A 16,485-nucleotide genomic window follows, 5' to 3' on the forward strand; every position below is an offset into this window, starting at 1 on the left:
TTTTCTTTTTTAAAACGATATCTTATTAAGCCGCTTTTTTAAAAACTAAGCGTTTTTGCCCACCGTAACTCAATAAAAATACTAAGCCTTCCGCTAATGGCTTACCAATAAAGGGTGTAACACCAAGATACCGGAACGCCTCAGTAAGGCCGTAATTAGCAGTCACTAAGACAACGGCAAGACAACTGTACTTAGTTGCGTCCCAGGCGACATGAGACCCTTGTTTGAATACCCACTGGCGATTCAAAGAGAAGTTGAACACCCCGGATATAACTCGCGCCAGAACAATAGACTCCAACACCTGGCCGGAGAAAAAGTAAGCTGTCGCAAAAACGGAGTAATCCAGGCCGGCAGACAGAATCCCAATACTCGCAAACTTTAAAAACTTCTGGTAAATTTTTATCGAGTCGATTACTGGTCGGTAATGGCTTGTTTCATTACCCTCTTCATAAACCGTGGTTATTTCCTGAGAGTTTATGCGATAGCCGCAGCGCTTAGCCGAAAGCAGCATTTCCAACTCAAACTCATAACCTGAACTGGTAAAGTGAACTAACTGTTCAAGAAAACCTAAAGGAATTCCACGTAATCCCGTTTGGGTATCTTTAATATCCTGGCCCGTTACCAGTCGAAAAATAACCCGGGTAAACTTATTACCGAGTCTGGAGCGGAAAGGTATGTCTTTTTCATCGAAAGTTCGGCTACCCAGCCATAGTTTATCCGGGTACCCTTTTAGGCAAGTGCAGATAGCAAGAATGTCTTTCGCCAAATGTTGACCGTCTGCGTCAGCAGTTACGGCACCGGAACAGCGTTCATCACTTTGCTTAATAATCCAGTTAAATGCCGTGCGCAACGCCGCGCCTTTTCCCCTATTTTGCTCATGCCTTAGAACATGAACACGATGTCGATCAGTCAGTTGCTGAAAAACATCGGAGAAGCGACTACCGTCATCAACAACAATAATACCCAGATAGTGATTCCATTCTGGATCTCCAGTGGTAATGCTATCAATAAGCTCCAGCAAGTGCTGGTCGGGATCCAGCGCCGGAATAACAATATAAGGTTTTTTCATTCCAGCACTGGGCCTTTGTTTCTATGGTTTTTTGTCCTGATCTTCTTTGATTTCGTACTCTCCATCAATAACCGATCCACGGTCTTCCTTATTATTTTCATAGTGTTCTTGTTGTTTTTCGTGCTGCCGTTGTTGCTCCTGGTAATGCTGTTTCGCTTGCTTACGCATACGCCAAACCTGTTTAATAGCATGGCGTTGACGCCACATAACCGGAATCATCAGCACAAATAAAACGGCGGCGATGACCATGCCAAAAGCCAGTCCAAGGCCTATCAGAACCAATAACAAAAAAAGGCCCAGCAAACGGCTGAGCCAGTTACCGGAGGATGAACCTCCGGTACGCGAACCCTGGTTGAAACGGACATAAACTTTATCTCGTTTATGAGTCATAACTGCTCCTAAAAAATGACTACAAAGCTAAGACAACATAAGGTACTGACCGTTCCTACAAGGTTATCTTAACGTCTATTTACGCATATCTTCTGTTGCTTTACGTGCCGCTTCAAATTCATTACCCGGTGCCCATTGAGGCCATTCACGTGAGTTTGCTAACTCATTACCGATTGAATAAAAAACGGACATATCCTGCTGTACACCACGTAAATCCCAGTTTTCATCAAATTCATCAGCCGGTTTATGATAAGCATCGCGGTTAAATATAGCACGCTGCTCTTCAGTCCACTCACGGCCTTTTTCAACATGGTCATTGCCGCCTTTAGCGTAAAGCATTGGAACACCTCTTTTCGCCAGATTAAAATGATCTGAACGATAGAATGAACCAACTTCAGGAGTCGGCTCAGGTGCTACATAACGATCTTGGGCCTTTACGTAGCGTTTCAAGTAGTCTTCCATAGAAGAATTGCCATAACCAACGACAACCATGTCTTTCATTGGACCATAAACATTCATGACGTCCATATTGATACCGCCAACGGCTTTGCCCAGCGGCAGCATTGGATGCGAGGCATACCAGTCAGAACCAAGCAAACCACTTTCCTCTGCACCTACTGCAGCAAACACAATGGAGCGCTCCGGTTGAGGATCTTTAGCAAACTGCTCAGCCATAGCCATCAATGCAGCCGTGCCCGACGCATTATCCTGCGCACCATTATAAATGGGATCATCTTCACGCACCGGGTCGGTGCCCAGATGGTCATGGTGAGCCATATAAATAACGTGTTCTTCCGGATATTTAGAGCCTTCAATGTAACCAATAACGTTATTGGTATCTAAATATTCAAATTTATTTTGAACCGTCAGTGAAGCTTCTATGTTCAGCGGCTGAGGCTTGAACTCACCACTTAACGCCAGCTCCCGCATTTGTTCTAAATCCTTGCCTACAGTAGCAAAAAGCGAGTTTGCGCTCTCTTCGGTTATCCAACCTTCAATTGCCGAGCGATCCATGTTCTTGTTTTCACGCTTTAAGTCAAAACGCACTGGAGAGCCACCAGCGACAACACCCCAGCCATATCCGGCAGGTCCAGTCTCGTGAACCACAAAAGCGGCTTCAGCGCCCTGTCTGGCGGCTTCTTCAAATTTATAAGTCCAACGACCATAATAAGTCATGGCATTGCCATTAAATAGCTCAGGGTCACCTGTTGCGTAGCCCGGGTCATTGACTAGCATAACAACGGTTTTACCTTCAACATCCAGTCCTTCGTAATCGTTCCAGTCGTATTCAGGAGCAACAATGCCGTATCCGACAAAAACGACGTCGCTGTTTTCGACTTTAACTTCGTCAACCACGCGCGGTGTCCACGCCATCATTTCCGTACGGTACTTCATTGACTCTGGTGCTGACTCACCGTCGAAGCTCAGAGAACTGACTTTATAAGGCATCAGTTTGACCAGAGGCACGGGTTGACGATAACTGTCATTTTCCTGGTCATAAGGCTTTAAGCCCCACTCGCGAAAGTTGTTTTCAATAAAGCTAACCGTTTTCTCACCACCGGCTGATGCAGGCGCGCGCCCTTCAAATTCGTCAGAAGATAATGTTTTAAGATAATCCCGGTAATTGGGGTTAAAAGCTGAATCCTGTATATCGGCAACGGCTTTATCTGTTTCTTTGTTTGATTCGTTTGCCGGCCCGCAAGCAGCTAAGACACTTAAGCTCAGTGCTCCCAATATGACGTACTTCATGGTTTCTCCTTTTGTATTACTCTTCATTATTACTCTTTACCCTATTTTTGCTTACAGCTTTCGCCCTTAGCTTTTCTTAATTGATCGCCCATGCGAATATCGTGCTCCGCAAAAAATCCGCCATTAACTTCAAGTACGCTCCAGTAGTTTTTCCCCGGAGAGTAGCTTCGGCATTGCGTTGGATCATCGCTGCCGCAGGGGCGCATTGTGAACGTTTTCACAATACGGCCTTGGCGATCAAGGTAAGCAATATCTAATGGAATTAATGTCTGATACATCCAGAAACCACTGTAGCCGGGGCGCTCATTTCCATAACGGAACCACATTCCGTTGTACTCACCCAGTGACTCACGCTGCATTAAACCGCGCGCTTGTTGTTGCTGATTATCCGCCAGTTCGACTGTCAAAGGTTGTTCAAGCTCACCCAGACAGACTTCGGTCTTATCAAACTCTTGTGGTTCAGGAACATTCCATTGCTGCGCCAAACTGCAAAAAGGTAAGGCGCTGATTAACATAAAAAGCACTCGATAGTTCATTTGCTTGACCCTGTCATAATCAGTAACTCTGATTTTGTCCTATCCAGTGGGAGATCGCAATTCAAACCTCAACTTGAGCAGGACAGTTCAGAAACCTGTTCCTCAGCTGTTGGTGGCTTAGCCCATACGCTCTCACGTAAACTCTCAGCAAAAGGATTCATTAAAGCCTGCATATAGTCGTTTAATAACGAGTCATCACCTGCTTCTGCAGCATCAATTACCCGCTGCGCATGGTGTGTCCTGACAATAACCCAGGGGTTAACTCGCTTCATGACGTCAATATCAGTCTTTCCATTTACCGCTTTATTGTATTCCTGCCACCAGCTCTCACCACTTTGTGCCAATAATCCTTTCGGCTCTCTCGCTTCAAGCGAGTCAATTAAATCGCGGAATGCTAATTGATAATCGGCCTGGTTCACCTCCAGCAGACTTAACCAGCCGCCGACCAACTGCATTCTCTCGTTAGCGGGTACTGACGACATCCCCAGACGTTTTGTCATTCGGTTTAAGTAAGCTTCTCGAAGTTCGGGTTCGTAGGTGTCCAGCGCCGCCCGCAGTTTATCCGACTCAATTAAAGGACTCACTGCCTGAGCCAGTCGCTGTAAATTCCAGAGGCCCACTCCCGGTTGTTGCAGAAGCCCATAACGCCCGCCCGCATCGGTATGATTAAAAATCTTTTCGGGCTGATAATTATCCAGGAATGCATAGGGACCAAAGTCGAAGGTTTCGCCAGCTAAACTCATATTGTCAGTATTCATTACACCATGAATAAAACCATAAGCCTGCCAGGCAGCAATCATGTCCGCAGTACTTTTTACCACTTGAGAAAATTGTTCCGCGATATCCGCATCCGCTAAGTGTGGCCAGGTCACTTCTATGGTGTCCTGCCAGAGGTTGTGCATAGTGTCTTCCAGCCCTCGGTGAAAACAGTGTTCAAAATGACCAAAGCGGACGTGCGTAGTCGCTGTACGCGCCAACATCGCGCCGGGTTCAACCCGCTCCCGTTGTATTTTCCCTTGTGTCGAAATTAATGCCAAAGCGCGCGTTGTCGGAATAGTTAACGCGTGCAGAGCTTCGCTTGCCAGCAACTCTCGTATGGAAGAACGCAATACAGCCCTGCCATCAGCCCCCCGGCTGTAGGGAGTCGGTCCGGCACCTTTTATATGAATATCCGTTATTTTCTCCCCCACAACAGCCTGACCCAGAAGCAAGCCGCGACCATCGCCTAAATAAGGGTTAAAATGTCCGAACTGATGCCCTGCGTATTTTTGTGCAACAGGTTCAGTTCCCGGCCAGGACTCAAGCCCTCCCAGCCACTGAGACAATTCAGCCGGAGGCGTTTCTCCCTTGGTTAATTCAGCCCATAACTGGCTATTTAACCAACGTAAACTTACCTCGCCGTCGGGCTTTATTGGCTGTCGGGTTGTAATTTCCGGGAACTTACGGGCAAAGCGGTTATCAAAAACTATTGGCATACATCCTCCTGCTAAATAGATTGTTACACAGTCAGCGAGGCTTGCATAACTCATAATAAATCAGCTAAGGTCGCAACGTTTGGCCATTGGCAGCAAAGGAAGCCACATGCAACTTCATTCTTTACGACGTATCACCGCAATAGGCGGTGGCCACGGTCTCGGTCGGGTACTGTCGACTCTGTCGTTTATGAAACATAAGTTAGTCGGTATTGTAGCAACCACAGATAACGGCGGCGCAACCGGTTTGTTACGTGAGTCACAACACTGCATTGCCTGGGGTGATATCCGCAACTGCCTGTCACAACTTGTTGAACAACCACTAGCCGCCGAAGTACTGAATTATCGTTTTGATTGCACATCGTCACTGCATGGTCATAACTTCGGTAACTTACTGCTTTATACACTGGACCAGCTCAGCGCACGTCCGTTAGACGGCATACAGCTTTTAAGTCGTTTATTGAATGTCGATAACCGCATACTTCCTATGTCAGAATGCCCGACCGACCTCATTGCGACAACCAACGACGGCATTCAGTGTCATGGCGAAATACGCATTGATAAACTGCCTGTTATGCCACGCAAGCTGTCTTTGTCCGGCAGTGTTACTGCAACTCCCGAAGCAATACGCCATATTCGAAGCAGTCAGTTAATATTGCTGGGGCCAGGAAGTTTCATGACCTCGGTTATGCCACCGTTACTCGTTAATGGTATTCGCGATGCCTTACTGACAACTCAGGCCAAAGTGGTGTTTATTGATAACTTGGTGGATGAAAACGGTCCCGCCGGCAAACTCAGTCTGGCTGAAAAAGTTGGCTTTATCGAAAAGCAATTGGGTAAGCAAGTTGTCGACTTAGTTTTAAGTAATAAAAAAGAGAATGGCCTGAAGTTACCGGTTATTGGCGGTTTGCAGAGCGATGAAGACGTCTACTACCGCCATAACACGAGCAATTTACTGGCTAAATTGGAAGAAGCCGCTAAACAACTCCTGGTGGAGAGTGCTTAACCGCCGTCAGCTGAAATACGCGAAGCCACGGCGCTGTGTTGATCGCGATATTTAGCGTCTTCACGCTTGTTGTAAGGCCTTGCACAAGGGCCACTGAGCTTCTCAAAACTAATAGCGCCTATCTTCATACCCGCTCGTAAAGCCAAAGGTAACTTACCGCTATTAAAAAACTCCAGAACAATTTGTCCTGACCAGCCTGGGTCAATGCGATGAGCTGTTACATGTACCATCAATCCTAAACGCGCTAATGACGAGCGACCGTCTAACCAACCCACCATGTCGGCCGGTAAGGTAATAGACTCGTGTGTTACCGCTAAAGCAAACTCGCCCGGGTGAATAAAAAACGCCTGGTCGTCTTTAAGTACAATTTCATCACTCATGACTTCCTGAATGGCCGCTTCAATAGCTTCGCGCGAGCCGCTGATATCAATAAAAGGTGCCGCATGGTCCTGCAGCACACGAAAGTCGTTGCCTAAATGAATATCCAGTGTAACGCCTGAGATATTATTGGCTTGGGGTGCAGGTTCGACACCTATAATTCCATCTTTCAAATGTTGTTCTATTTCAGTGTCGTTTAGGCGCATCGTTCATCGTTCTCCGTGTTGTCGTTTAAGACCTTAAGGCCAGTACTATAACGAATTTTCTTGCTGATAATAGAGGTTTGCAGCAACTTGTTGCGCTGAATTTAAAATTAGCTGACTTAACGGGTGTTCCGGCTGTGCTAACAAGAGTGGTGTATCGCCATCCAGACTCTCGCGTAGCTCACTGTTCAAAGGCCATTGACCCAATAACGGTAAGTTGTGTTCAGTTGCCATAACCGCGCCGCCGTTTTTGCCAAAAACCGAATCTTCATGCCCACACGACGGGCATTGGTAAAAACTCATGTTTTCCAGTATGCCTATGAGCGGAATATTCAGCTTTTCAAACATAGCTACGCCTTTTTCTGCGTCTTTAAGAGCCACAGTTTGAGGTGTGGTGACAACCACAGCACCAGTTACCGGTAGTTTTTGTGCCATGGTCAGCTGAATATCACCGGTTCCCGGCGGCATATCCACAATCAGGTAATCAAGCGCTGGCCACGCCGTGTCTTTGTATAGTTGCTGCAGAGCACCACTTGCCATAGGCCCCCGCCAAATAGTCGCATCGTTGTCCTCAACCAGATATCCCAGCGAATGTACATACAATCCGTGGCGCTCTAAAGGCATCATTTTATTATTCTTAGTCAATTCCATCTCTGAGCCGCCACCGCCAAGCATCGTCGGAATTGATGGCCCGTAAATATCGGCATCCAGCAACCCGACCTTAGCACCTAGCTGCGACAAAGCTAATGCCAGGTTAACACTCACAGAGGATTTCCCTACTCCCCCTTTGCCTGAGGAGACAACAATGACATTACCTGTGGTAAGCGGTAATTCCGGCTGAGAGTTCTTCAGTTTTTTGATCTGACAATTAAGCTGCCAGTCGAACTCGCCCAGTTCAGAATCCTCCTGTATGGCTTTCAGCAAGGACTCACCAGCAACAAAAGGCAAGTTCAATACCCGTTGCTTACCGGAGCCAGTTACCCAGTTATCGGGCATGCCATTAGGTAATAAGGGGTGAGTAAAATCTTTCATCATCAACCTCGGGGATCTGTGTATCAGCCAAGAGCTATGCTAACATGAGCGGCATAGAACTTTGGGGTTTACATTCGATTAATCAACAAAACGGAAGCAGATTTTCGCATGAGCCAATCCGCACGTAAAATACTGGTTACCAACGCACTGCCATACGCTAACGGACCTATCCATATCGGTCACATGTTAGGTTATATTCAGGCCGATATCTGGGTACGCTTTCAGAAGCTGCGCGGTAATGAATGCCACTTCGTCTGTGCCGACGATGCGCACGGTACTCCTATTATGCTGAAAGCCCAACAGCTTGGCATAACGCCTGAGCAAATGATTGGCGACATGCAACGCTCGCATGAATCCGATTTTAGTGACTTTTTAGTCGGTTTTGATCACTACTACAGCACACACAGTGACGAAAACCGTGAGTTGGCTGAGACTATCTACACCCGTCTTGATAAAGCCGGCCACATTAAAACAGAAGTCATTGAACAGCTTTATGACCCACAAAAAGAGATGTTCCTGCCCGACCGCTTTGTTAAAGGCGAGTGTCCGGATTGCGGCGCAGAAGACCAGTACGGCGACAACTGTGATGTTTGTGGTGCGACATACGCGCCAACCGACCTGAAAAACCCGAAGTCGGTGGTTTCTGGCGCGGAACCCGAACTGCGTGAGTCAGAACACTATTTCTTTGACCTGCCGGCATTTGGTGACATGCTAAAAAGCTGGACGCGCTCTGGATCATTGCAAAATGAAATGGCGAACAAGCTCAACGAATGGTTTGAACAAGGCCTGCAGCGTTGGGACATTTCCCGCGACGCACCCTACTTTGGCTTTAAAATTCCCGGCACCGAAAATAAATACTTCTACGTCTGGCTGGATGCGCCAATAGGCTACATGAGTAGTTTTAAAAACTACTGCTCAACCACGGGCAAAGCCGACTGGGACACTTATTGGCAAGCTGACAGCGAAGCCGAGCTTTATCACTTTATTGGTAAAGATATTATTTACTTCCACAGCTTATTCTGGCCTGCCATGTTAAAAGGCGCTGACTTCCGTCAGCCAACCAATGTCTGGGCACATGGTTTTATTACGGTTAACGGGACTAAAATGTCTAAGTCTAAAGGGACATTCATTAAGGCTCGTACTTACCTAGAGCATCTTGACCCGGAATATCTGCGTTATTACTTTGCAGCCAAGCTGACAAGCCGTATTGATGATCTCGACTTAAACCTGACTGACTTCGCGCAACGAGTCAACTCTGATCTTGTTGGTAAGGTGATTAACATTGCCAGCCGCTGTGCCGGTTTTATTCAGAAGAAGTTCGATGGAAGACTTTCAGCTAACGTAGCTGACTCAGCATTGCTCGAAGACTTTCAGCTAGCCGGTGACAACATCGCTGAGCTTTATGAAAAACGAGAGTTCTCACGTGCCATGCGCGACATTATGGCGTTGGCTGATCGTGCGAACCAGTATATTGCGGATAAAGAACCCTGGCAGTTAATTAAGCAGGAAGGCAGCGAGCAGGAAGTTCACGAAATTTGCTCGCTGGGTATCAACTTATTCCGAGTGTTAATGGTCTATTTAGCGCCAGTTGTACCAAAACTGACTGAAGAAGTGCAGAGCTTCTTAAACGACAACTTCACCTGGGACAGCCACAAAACGGCTTTAACAGACCACCCGATAGACAAATTCAAAGCGCTCATGCAGCGCGTTGAAATGGATGACGTAAACGCTATGATTGACGCATCAAAAGAAGAGCAAGCTTCACAAACCCCGGCTATGGAAGCCAACGACGAATTGAAGAAAGAACCCATTGCCGATGAAATCAGCTTTGACGATTTTGCTAAAGTTGATTTACGCGTTGCCCGCATAGCAAATGCTGAGCACGTTGAAGGTGCTGATAAGTTATTGAAACTTACGTTGGATCTTGGAGGCGAAACTCGTCAGGTATTTGCCGGCATCAAGTCAGCTTATGCTCCGGAAGCATTGAAAGGTCAATTAACCGTTATGGTTGCGAACTTAGCACCTCGAAAAATGCGCTTTGGTTTATCTGAAGGTATGGTGCTTGCAGCAGGCCCGGGTAAAGATGAAATCTACATTCTTAACCCGCATGACGGCGCCAAACCAGGTATGAGAATAATGTAATCAATCAGGCAGTTAGTCCATTGATATAATACGACACCCCAGAATAAAGTCGCCGCTGTTGTCTTCCAGTCTCTGACTGCGAACAACTTCAGCGGTAACTTTCAACGGGGCTATCGAACCAGACGAGCCAATTTCGGCAAATAAGCTATCGCCAATTTCTGCACTTGCAGGTAATTGCAAAGATAAACCCGCCGCACTTAAATCCAGACAAACCCCCTGTAACTGCCGCTCTCCCTTTTCATTTTTAAGGGTAACCTTTACATCCGCATTGACTGCCATTCGCATAAAATGTCGATTTTCCGGGGATTCCAGCATGTTGCCCTCTTATTTGTATATTAAGTGTAAATCTTACTTAAGTTTTAGCACGCCTTAGCCGATAAAAAAACATTATCGGATAACATGGAACCGTCATCATGGTAGAAGCGAAGTTTTCAATTGGTCAACTTATAACACACAGCCTTTACGGTTACCGTGGTGTTATTATTGATGCTGACCCGTGCTTCACACTATCTGACAGCTGGTACAATAAAATGGCGACCTCTAAACCGGCCAAAGATCAGCCGTGGTACCATATTTTAGTTAACAACTCGTCAATTCAGACATATGTCAGTGAAAGCAGCTTAGAAGCCGACTTTTCAGAACAGGCAATTCAACACCCAATGGTTGACCTTTTGTTTTCGGGAAAATCCGCTAGCCAATATAAGCTGTCCGAAAACCTCAACTGAATTTGCCGATGCCCAATGCTATAGTTACCATAGACTAAAATAGCGTAATAAGGGTAAGACAATGGCAGAAGAAACGATTTTTACAAAAATTATTAACCGTGATATTCCTGCGGACATTATCTACGAAGATGACAAAGCGCTTGCGTTTAAAGACATAAATCCACAAGCCCCGTTCCACTGCTTGATCATTCCCAAACAACCTATTGCGACAGCAAACGACATTAATGAAGACAACGCCGGTTTGGTTGGCCACTTGTATGTGGTTGCAGCTAAATTAGCAGCGGAACATAATTTTTCACAAGACGGTTACCGGTTAGTCATGAACTGTAATGAGTATGGTGGCCAGACGGTGTATCACATTCATCTACATATGCTGGCTGGAAAACAAATGGGCTGGCCACCTTATACCGATAAGAAAAAAGAAGCGTAAAGCAATTAAGGGCGATACCGGGTATCAAGAATTTTATCCACGACCCAGGCATCGTCCCTTTTAATCAGTACCACATCACGGCTGTCCTTCGCTCTCTCACCGTTGTGATAGCCATCAAAAATCACCGTTACTCGTAATTCTTCTGAATTATTCAAATAATCGGTAAAAGAATTGGTTTCTACTTCAATCTCAACTTTTTCGAAGTAGCGGCCAAGAATGTATCTCTGAACCGCACTAACCGCACCATAATGATTAATTAAGTCAGCCATACGCTCTGATGATAGCTGTTTCGCCTGCTCTAAGTCTCTGTCCTTATAAATTGAGTTATAAAACCCATTGATAACTTCTTCCGGCTGGGCTTGCGCATAGTTGATAGGTTCGTCGTCTCCGCATGCAGATAACGTCACTATAGCGAAAGCCAGAACCAATAAGTTTATAATTTTCATCACCTGCTATTCTCCTTTTGCCACACCTTCGCGACGTGGGTCAGCACCGCCAATAAGCGTGCCGTCTGAATCAATGCTAACTCCGTGTAAGCCACTGTTTAAATCAATAACTTTAACGTCATGTCCGCGCTTCTCTAAATCTGCTTTGAGTTCACTTATGTCCCGGCCTTTTTCCAGCGAAGTATAGTCATTACGGTTAGTTACGTGACCAAGATTGATAGCTTGCTGGACGTTTAAGTTCCAGTCCAGCATGCCAACTAATGTCTGGCTGACATAATTAATAATTCGGCTGCCACCGGGGGAACCTAGCGCGTGTAAAACCTGTTCACCCTTCTCGTCCAGTACAATAATGGGATCCATGGAACTACGGGGGCGTTTACCCGCCTCAACTCTATTCGCGAACTTCTCTTTACCATTCCCCGGAGCCAGAGAGAAATCTGTTAACTGATTGTTTAACAAGAAGCCGCCGGCCATTACTGTCGAGCCAAAGCCCATTTCAATACTGGTGGTCATAGACAATACATTGCCTTCAGCGTCAACTATTGAAACATGGCTGGTATTTGGCAGTTCGTAAGCAATATCCTGCTCATACTCGGGTTGCAACTGTACTCCCGGTTTTGCCTTGCCCATGTCATTTTCGGTAATTTTATCTGCCCGGCTCGACAAATAAGTTTTGTCCAGCATGGCTTCAACTGGCATCTCTACAAAGTCAGGATCCGCAATCCATTGATTCCTGTCAGCGTAAGCCATCCGTGACGCCTGAGTAAACAAATGGACGAATTGTTCCGAATTAGGTTCAAGCTCACCTAACTCAAAGTTTTCCAGCACGCCCAGTGTCTGCAGTGTTGTAATCCCCCCAGAACTTGGAGGCCCCATGCCACAGACCTGATATTGTCGATATGCGCTGCATACCGGCTCGCGCAGTTTGGCTTTGTATTGGCTTAAATCTTTAAGACTTAATACGCCTGGCTCTATCGGGCTGTTTTGTACCGCATCCACAATCTTTGCAGCCAGTTCCCCCTGATAAAATGCATCAGCCCCCTGCTCAGCAATAAGACTTAAGCTATTTGCATAGTCAGGGTTCTTGAGAATGGAACCCGCTTTTAATGGCTCGCCATTGGGAAAAAAGTAATCGCTGGCTTCTGGCATTTTTCTCACGCCTGGGTTAATTTCCATTTCGACCAGCTTGGCCAGTCGTGGAGATACTTCAAACCCCTCTTTTGAAAGTTCAATGGTTTGACTGAAAAGTGACGACCAATCCGCTTTACCCCATCGCTCATGAGCCAGCTCCAATCCGCGAATGACTCCCGGAGTTCCCACGGAACGGCCACCGATTACGGCATCAATCCACTTAGGCGCATTGCCATCCTCATCCAGAAATAACGATTCTGTAGCATTCATAGGAGCGGTCTCACGCGCATCGATGCTGTATAGTTTATTCTCTTCGTTATCCCAATACAGAATAAACGCACCGCCACCCGGACCCGATGACTGAGGCTCAACCAGCCCTAGCATCGCCTGTACAGCAATAGCGGCATCAACCGCAGAACCACCACGCTTTAAGACTTCATAGCCAGCGTCAACCGCGTGCGGGTTAGCTGCAGCAACCATAAAGTTATCGGCAGTTACCGCACTTTTCTCAGTAAAGCCCGTTGCGGCTTCAGGTTCACGCGTTTCTTGTTCGGATGCAGGCGTACAGGCAGTTAATACACTTGCAGCAATTATTGTCGGTAGCCAGAACTTCATAAGGCCTCATTCATATTGGGAGGAATTTCCCCTATCATACGAATCAGAAACCAATGACGCAACGAAAAGGAAAACGAATGGAGAGGTTTAATCAATACTGGGCAGGGCTTGCCCTTGTTCTGATTTTATCCATTTTTTTACAACTGATGCCTCAGTGGCACTCATTACTGACTTTCAACTCAAAAACGGTCATGGCCGAAGGCTGGCCACTTATTAGCGCCCATTTTATTCATTTAGGCTGGTGGCATGCGTTGTTTAACTTCATTGGTCTGGTGCTCATTGTGCTGATTTGGCGCGAGTACTGGACAACTCGTTGGCTAATAAACGCTCTGCTGATAAGCGGTGTTGCAACCTCAGTAATGCTCTGGATTATTCCTGCTAATTTAAGTTTTGTCGGTTTATCCGGTGTTTTACATGGACTACTTGCTTATTGCTTAATTAAGGACATTCGTGCGGGTAAAAAGTGGATGTGGCTTATTCTAATTGCACTTGTGGCAAAAGTTTTTGCCGAGTTACTTGGCTGGCAGCCGGAGCATTTTGTTGGCGAACACGTTAGCTATATTCACGCTGCAGGTTTGCTGAGCTCATTACTGCTCTATAAATTAGAACGGCGCCGCATTAGTGACGCCGTTCCTCATGATAAGTAAAATTGGTTTTACTTAAGGTTTTCTTCAAACAACTTAAAAATCCGACGGTATTCGTTCAGCCAGCTTTCAGGCTGACGGAAACCGTGCGGTTCCACCGGATAAATTGCCGTTTCCCAGTCTTCTTTCTTCAGCTCAATTAAACGCTGAACAAGGCGAACACTGTCCTGAAAGAACACATTGTCATCAACCATTGGGGAGTTGATAAGCAGCGCATCTTCTAAACCTTCAGCAAAGTAGATAGGAGAACTGCGACGATAAGCAATAGTATCGTCCTGCGGTAAATTCAGAATATTTGAAGTATAGCTAGTGTTATAATGAGCCCAGTCAGTCACCGGACGCAAAGCAGAACCAGCCTCAAATAAACCAGGCTCTTTAAACAAGGCCATAAAAGTCAAAAAGCCACCATAAGAACCGCCATAGGTTCCTAACTTGTCGCCATCTACGTTTAAATCGCTTTCTAAGTAATTAGCAACGTCGACCAAATCTTCAACTTCCGGTGTTCCCATTTGACGATAAATAGCGGTACGCCAGTCGCGCCCATAGCCTTTTGAACCGCGGTAGTCCAGGTCAGCAACCACATAGCCATTTTTATTTAATAGGCTATGGAACATGAACTCGCGGAAATACCCTGACCAGCCCATGTGCGCGTTTTGCAAATAGCCGGCACCGTGAATGAACACAACCGCAGGATATTCTTCGGCTCTGTTTTCATCAAAGCCTTCTGGCTTATAGATGCGGGTATAAATAGGCTCCTCCACATGAGAAGACTCAATTCCAACTACTTCAGGCGCAGTCCAGTCAATACTCAGGAACTTTTCCGAAACCGTATGTGTCAGGCGCTTTGCTGTTTGAGATGAGTCTACAGCTTTATGATAAAGCTCAGGTGGCATTAACGGTGTTGAATGAGTCAGCAACAACTCGTCACTTTCAGGGCTGAGCTCAAATGCGGTCATACCATCAAGATCGGTCAAAGCTTCCGGTTTATCTTTGCCATCGGTTTTCACCCGGTATACTTCGTAGATACCAGGGTGTTCAATGTTCGCCTGAAAGTATAAGTAGTCCCCATTACTACTTAAATCAGCATCTTCAACGACATAATTCCCTTCAGTCAATTGACGTGTATTGCCGCCAAGAGGTTTAACATACAAATGCGAATAGCCGTCCGCCTCGGACATGAACCACAACTCATCGCTGTCTAACCAACCAAATTCGTTGTGAGTGTAGTTGATCCAGGCATCGTCGTGTAAACGGTCCTGAGAAACGAACTTTTTACCGGCGGTATCGACCGTAGCAAGCCAACGGTCTTTGTTATCCCAGGCTTCCAGCATAACCGCAACTTCAGTGCCCTCTTCATTCCACTGAATAGCACCGTTTTCCCAGCCCCAGTCAGCCATTAGCATAATTGGGCGAGGTTTCTCTTCGGACTTATAGGTTTCACCGCGAGCTTCATGGTTTTCACGTTTAACTTCTGCCAATACATCTTCGTTCCAGCCCGGCAAAGTGTTGTAAGTTAAAGTGGACTGGCTACCATCAGTTAAATTCAGCAGAACCAGCTGATGTTCAACCGGTTTGGCATCAGCCACTCGGCGACGCACATTCTCACTTTTTACGCGTCCATCTTCGCTGATGTAGTTCGGCATTATATCGCCTTCATCACGCCAGCTTTGCGGCTCAGTAATAGCCACCAGCAAAAAGTCGCCTTTTGGTGACAAACTGGCCGATACCAACTCTTTATTTTCAGGTAAGTAGAAAGGTTCAGGGGCTAAAGTGGCGTTTTCCTTTTGCAGTTTTGAACGCTTTTCGAAACGCTCCTCTGCTGCTTGGCGCTCTTTTTGCACGAACTGAATTAACTCTTGTTCTTCACGAGCAAGGTAATCTTTGGGTTCTTCGTTCGCCTTAGGTTTTTCTTTAAAAGCTAATGACGCAACCTGACGGCTTAACCCCGAGTTCACATCAATAACAAAAAAGTTATTATCCTGCTGGTAGCTCAGCTGCCCATTGGTCATAGGCTGCAGATTATGCTGGCGAGCATCGTCACGAGTTAATTGACGGAGGCTGCCGTCATTAAAACGAACAAAAATATTGCCTTCAAAGGTATAAGCCAAAAAACTGTCATCCGCTGCATGCACTTTTTCATCAGCAACGTACTGGTGCAGGTTTTCCACAGCAACTTTCTGTGGTTCACCGGCACCATTTTCCAGAATCATTAAGTCACGAATATCGCTGCCTTCGCGCTTTTGATAAAAAAGAATATCCTCACCATCCATACTCCAGAAAGCCTGCTCCGGGAAACGTCCCATCCAGTCCGGATCAGCCATAATTTGTTCCATGGTGAGAGCAGCGGTTCCCTGCGCACTGGCAAGAGAGTTAGCTTGTATGGTTGGTGTGTTTTTCTGCGTATCAGCAGTATTCGTATTCTGAGGAGAGGTTGAGGCGCAAGAGGCGACAAACAATGCCGCCCCAATGGCCATCACCAGACGTGACTTCACCATATTATTATTTTCCTTTTAGGAT

The 16,485-nt window shown here is 46.3% G+C and carries 16 protein-coding genes; 5 read left to right on the plus strand and 11 right to left on the minus strand.

The annotated features are described in order from the left end of the window. Positions 1 to 25: 25 nt before the first annotated feature. From NJR55_RS07805 to NJR55_RS07825, 5 genes are all read right to left on the minus strand, one after another. The gene (locus tag NJR55_RS07805) at positions 26 to 1,069 is read right to left on the minus strand and encodes a bifunctional glycosyltransferase family 2/GtrA family protein (RefSeq protein ID WP_253619340.1); all 1,044 of its coding nucleotides are present in this window, start codon (positions 1,067 to 1,069) and stop codon (positions 26 to 28) included. A 21-nt stretch (positions 1,070 to 1,090) separates the two neighbouring features. Then, a complete protein-coding gene (locus tag NJR55_RS07810; RefSeq protein ID WP_253619342.1) occupies positions 1,091 to 1,459 on the minus strand; it encodes a hypothetical protein in 369 nt (122 codons plus the stop codon). A 75-nt stretch (positions 1,460 to 1,534) separates the two neighbouring features. Beyond that, complete coding sequence (locus NJR55_RS07815) at positions 1,535 to 3,208, minus strand: M28 family metallopeptidase (protein ID WP_253619344.1); 1,674 nt, start codon at positions 3,206 to 3,208, stop codon at positions 1,535 to 1,537. 41 nt (positions 3,209 to 3,249) lie between these two features. Further along, the gene (locus tag NJR55_RS07820; RefSeq protein WP_253619346.1) at positions 3,250 to 3,744 is read right to left on the minus strand and encodes a DUF192 domain-containing protein; all 495 of its coding nucleotides are present in this window, start codon (positions 3,742 to 3,744) and stop codon (positions 3,250 to 3,252) included. A 68-nt stretch (positions 3,745 to 3,812) separates the two neighbouring features. Next, the gene (locus NJR55_RS07825) at positions 3,813 to 5,219 is read right to left on the minus strand and encodes a protein adenylyltransferase SelO (RefSeq protein ID WP_253619348.1); all 1,407 of its coding nucleotides are present in this window, start codon (positions 5,217 to 5,219) and stop codon (positions 3,813 to 3,815) included. Between the two features lie 106 nt (positions 5,220 to 5,325). Here NJR55_RS07825 and NJR55_RS07830 point away from each other — a divergent pair, with 106 nt between their 5' ends. Next, a complete protein-coding gene (locus NJR55_RS07830) occupies positions 5,326 to 6,222 on the plus strand; it encodes a gluconeogenesis factor YvcK family protein (protein ID WP_253619350.1) in 897 nt (298 codons plus the stop codon). Here the strand turns inward: NJR55_RS07830 and dcd are convergent. Next, a complete protein-coding gene (gene dcd / locus NJR55_RS07835) occupies positions 6,219 to 6,806 on the minus strand; it encodes a dCTP deaminase (RefSeq protein WP_011233961.1) in 588 nt (195 codons plus the stop codon). The two genes, NJR55_RS07830 and dcd, sit on opposite strands and share 4 nt — an antisense overlap. A 45-nt stretch (positions 6,807 to 6,851) precedes the next feature. Beyond that, a complete protein-coding gene (apbC, locus tag NJR55_RS07840) occupies positions 6,852 to 7,838 on the minus strand; it encodes an iron-sulfur cluster carrier protein ApbC (RefSeq protein ID WP_253619352.1) in 987 nt (328 codons plus the stop codon). A 105-nt stretch (positions 7,839 to 7,943) separates the two neighbouring features. Between apbC and metG the strand changes: the two genes are divergently transcribed. Then, a complete protein-coding gene (gene metG / locus NJR55_RS07845; protein WP_253619361.1) occupies positions 7,944 to 9,977 on the plus strand; it encodes a methionine--tRNA ligase in 2,034 nt (677 codons plus the stop codon). Positions 9,978 to 9,989: 12 nt separating this feature from the next. Here metG and NJR55_RS07850 read toward each other — a convergent pair whose 3' ends face one another. Further along, complete coding sequence (locus NJR55_RS07850; RefSeq protein ID WP_253619364.1) at positions 9,990 to 10,292, minus strand: PilZ domain-containing protein; 303 nt, start codon at positions 10,290 to 10,292, stop codon at positions 9,990 to 9,992. A gap of 98 nt (positions 10,293 to 10,390) precedes the next feature. Here NJR55_RS07850 and hspQ point away from each other — a divergent pair, with 98 nt between their 5' ends. Continuing rightward, the gene (gene hspQ, locus NJR55_RS07855; protein ID WP_011233965.1) at positions 10,391 to 10,702 is read left to right on the plus strand and encodes a heat shock protein HspQ; all 312 of its coding nucleotides are present in this window, start codon (positions 10,391 to 10,393) and stop codon (positions 10,700 to 10,702) included. 61 nt (positions 10,703 to 10,763) lie between these two features. Further along, positions 10,764 to 11,132, plus strand: coding sequence for a histidine triad nucleotide-binding protein (locus NJR55_RS07860; RefSeq protein WP_011233966.1), 369 nt, complete (start codon positions 10,764 to 10,766; stop codon positions 11,130 to 11,132). Between the two features lie 5 nt (positions 11,133 to 11,137). Here the strand turns inward: NJR55_RS07860 and NJR55_RS07865 are convergent, their stop codons facing one another. Together NJR55_RS07865 and ggt are read right to left on the minus strand one after the other, a co-directional pair. Continuing rightward, the gene (locus tag NJR55_RS07865; protein ID WP_253619366.1) at positions 11,138 to 11,578 is read right to left on the minus strand and encodes a hypothetical protein; all 441 of its coding nucleotides are present in this window, start codon (positions 11,576 to 11,578) and stop codon (positions 11,138 to 11,140) included. Between the two features lie 6 nt (positions 11,579 to 11,584). Then, entirely contained in the window at positions 11,585 to 13,324 is a 1,740-nt protein-coding gene (gene ggt / locus NJR55_RS07870) for a gamma-glutamyltransferase (protein WP_253619368.1), read from the minus strand. 77 nt (positions 13,325 to 13,401) lie between these two features. Here ggt and rrtA point away from each other — a divergent pair, with 77 nt between their 5' ends. Beyond that, a complete protein-coding gene (gene rrtA / locus NJR55_RS07875) occupies positions 13,402 to 13,971 on the plus strand; it encodes a rhombosortase (RefSeq protein ID WP_253619370.1) in 570 nt (189 codons plus the stop codon). Positions 13,972 to 13,979: 8 nt separating this feature from the next. On the opposite strand, the gene NJR55_RS07880 is transcribed toward rrtA, so the two are convergent. Continuing rightward, on the minus strand, positions 13,980 to 16,463 hold the full coding sequence (locus NJR55_RS07880) for a S9 family peptidase (RefSeq protein WP_253619372.1): 2,484 nt from the start codon (positions 16,461 to 16,463) through the stop codon (positions 13,980 to 13,982). Positions 16,464 to 16,485: the final 22 nt, after the last annotated feature.

The sequence above is a fragment of the Idiomarina rhizosphaerae genome (assembly GCF_024159085.1).
GTDB lineage: Bacteria > Pseudomonadota > Gammaproteobacteria > Enterobacterales > Alteromonadaceae > Idiomarina > Idiomarina rhizosphaerae.

Bases quoted from the DNA above. Each gene is read 5' to 3' on its own strand.
- NJR55_RS07805 (WP_253619340.1), bottom strand. From the start codon at position 1,069: ATGAAAAAACCTTATATTGTTATTCCGGCGCTGGATCCCGACCAGCAC.
- NJR55_RS07810 (WP_253619342.1), bottom strand. From the start codon at position 1,459: ATGACTCATAAACGAGATAAAGTTTATGTCCGTTTCAACCAGGGTTCG.
- NJR55_RS07815 (WP_253619344.1), bottom strand. From the start codon at position 3,208: ATGAAGTACGTCATATTGGGAGCACTGAGCTTAAGTGTCTTAGCTGCT.
- NJR55_RS07820 (WP_253619346.1), bottom strand. From the start codon at position 3,744: ATGAACTATCGAGTGCTTTTTATGTTAATCAGCGCCTTACCTTTTTGC.
- NJR55_RS07825 (WP_253619348.1), bottom strand. From the start codon at position 5,219: ATGCCAATAGTTTTTGATAACCGCTTTGCCCGTAAGTTCCCGGAAATT.
- NJR55_RS07830 (WP_253619350.1), top strand. From the start codon at position 5,326: ATGCAACTTCATTCTTTACGACGTATCACCGCAATAGGCGGTGGCCAC.
- dcd (WP_011233961.1), bottom strand. From the start codon at position 6,806: ATGCGCCTAAACGACACTGAAATAGAACAACATTTGAAAGATGGAATT.
- apbC (WP_253619352.1), bottom strand. From the start codon at position 7,838: ATGATGAAAGATTTTACTCACCCCTTATTACCTAATGGCATGCCCGAT.
- metG (WP_253619361.1), top strand. From the start codon at position 7,944: ATGAGCCAATCCGCACGTAAAATACTGGTTACCAACGCACTGCCATAC.
- NJR55_RS07850 (WP_253619364.1), bottom strand. From the start codon at position 10,292: ATGCTGGAATCCCCGGAAAATCGACATTTTATGCGAATGGCAGTCAAT.
- hspQ (WP_011233965.1), top strand. From the start codon at position 10,391: ATGGTAGAAGCGAAGTTTTCAATTGGTCAACTTATAACACACAGCCTT.
- NJR55_RS07860 (WP_011233966.1), top strand. From the start codon at position 10,764: ATGGCAGAAGAAACGATTTTTACAAAAATTATTAACCGTGATATTCCT.
- NJR55_RS07865 (WP_253619366.1), bottom strand. From the start codon at position 11,578: ATGAAAATTATAAACTTATTGGTTCTGGCTTTCGCTATAGTGACGTTA.
- ggt (WP_253619368.1), bottom strand. From the start codon at position 13,324: ATGAAGTTCTGGCTACCGACAATAATTGCTGCAAGTGTATTAACTGCC.
- rrtA (WP_253619370.1), top strand. From the start codon at position 13,402: ATGGAGAGGTTTAATCAATACTGGGCAGGGCTTGCCCTTGTTCTGATT.
- NJR55_RS07880 (WP_253619372.1), bottom strand. From the start codon at position 16,463: ATGGTGAAGTCACGTCTGGTGATGGCCATTGGGGCGGCATTGTTTGTC.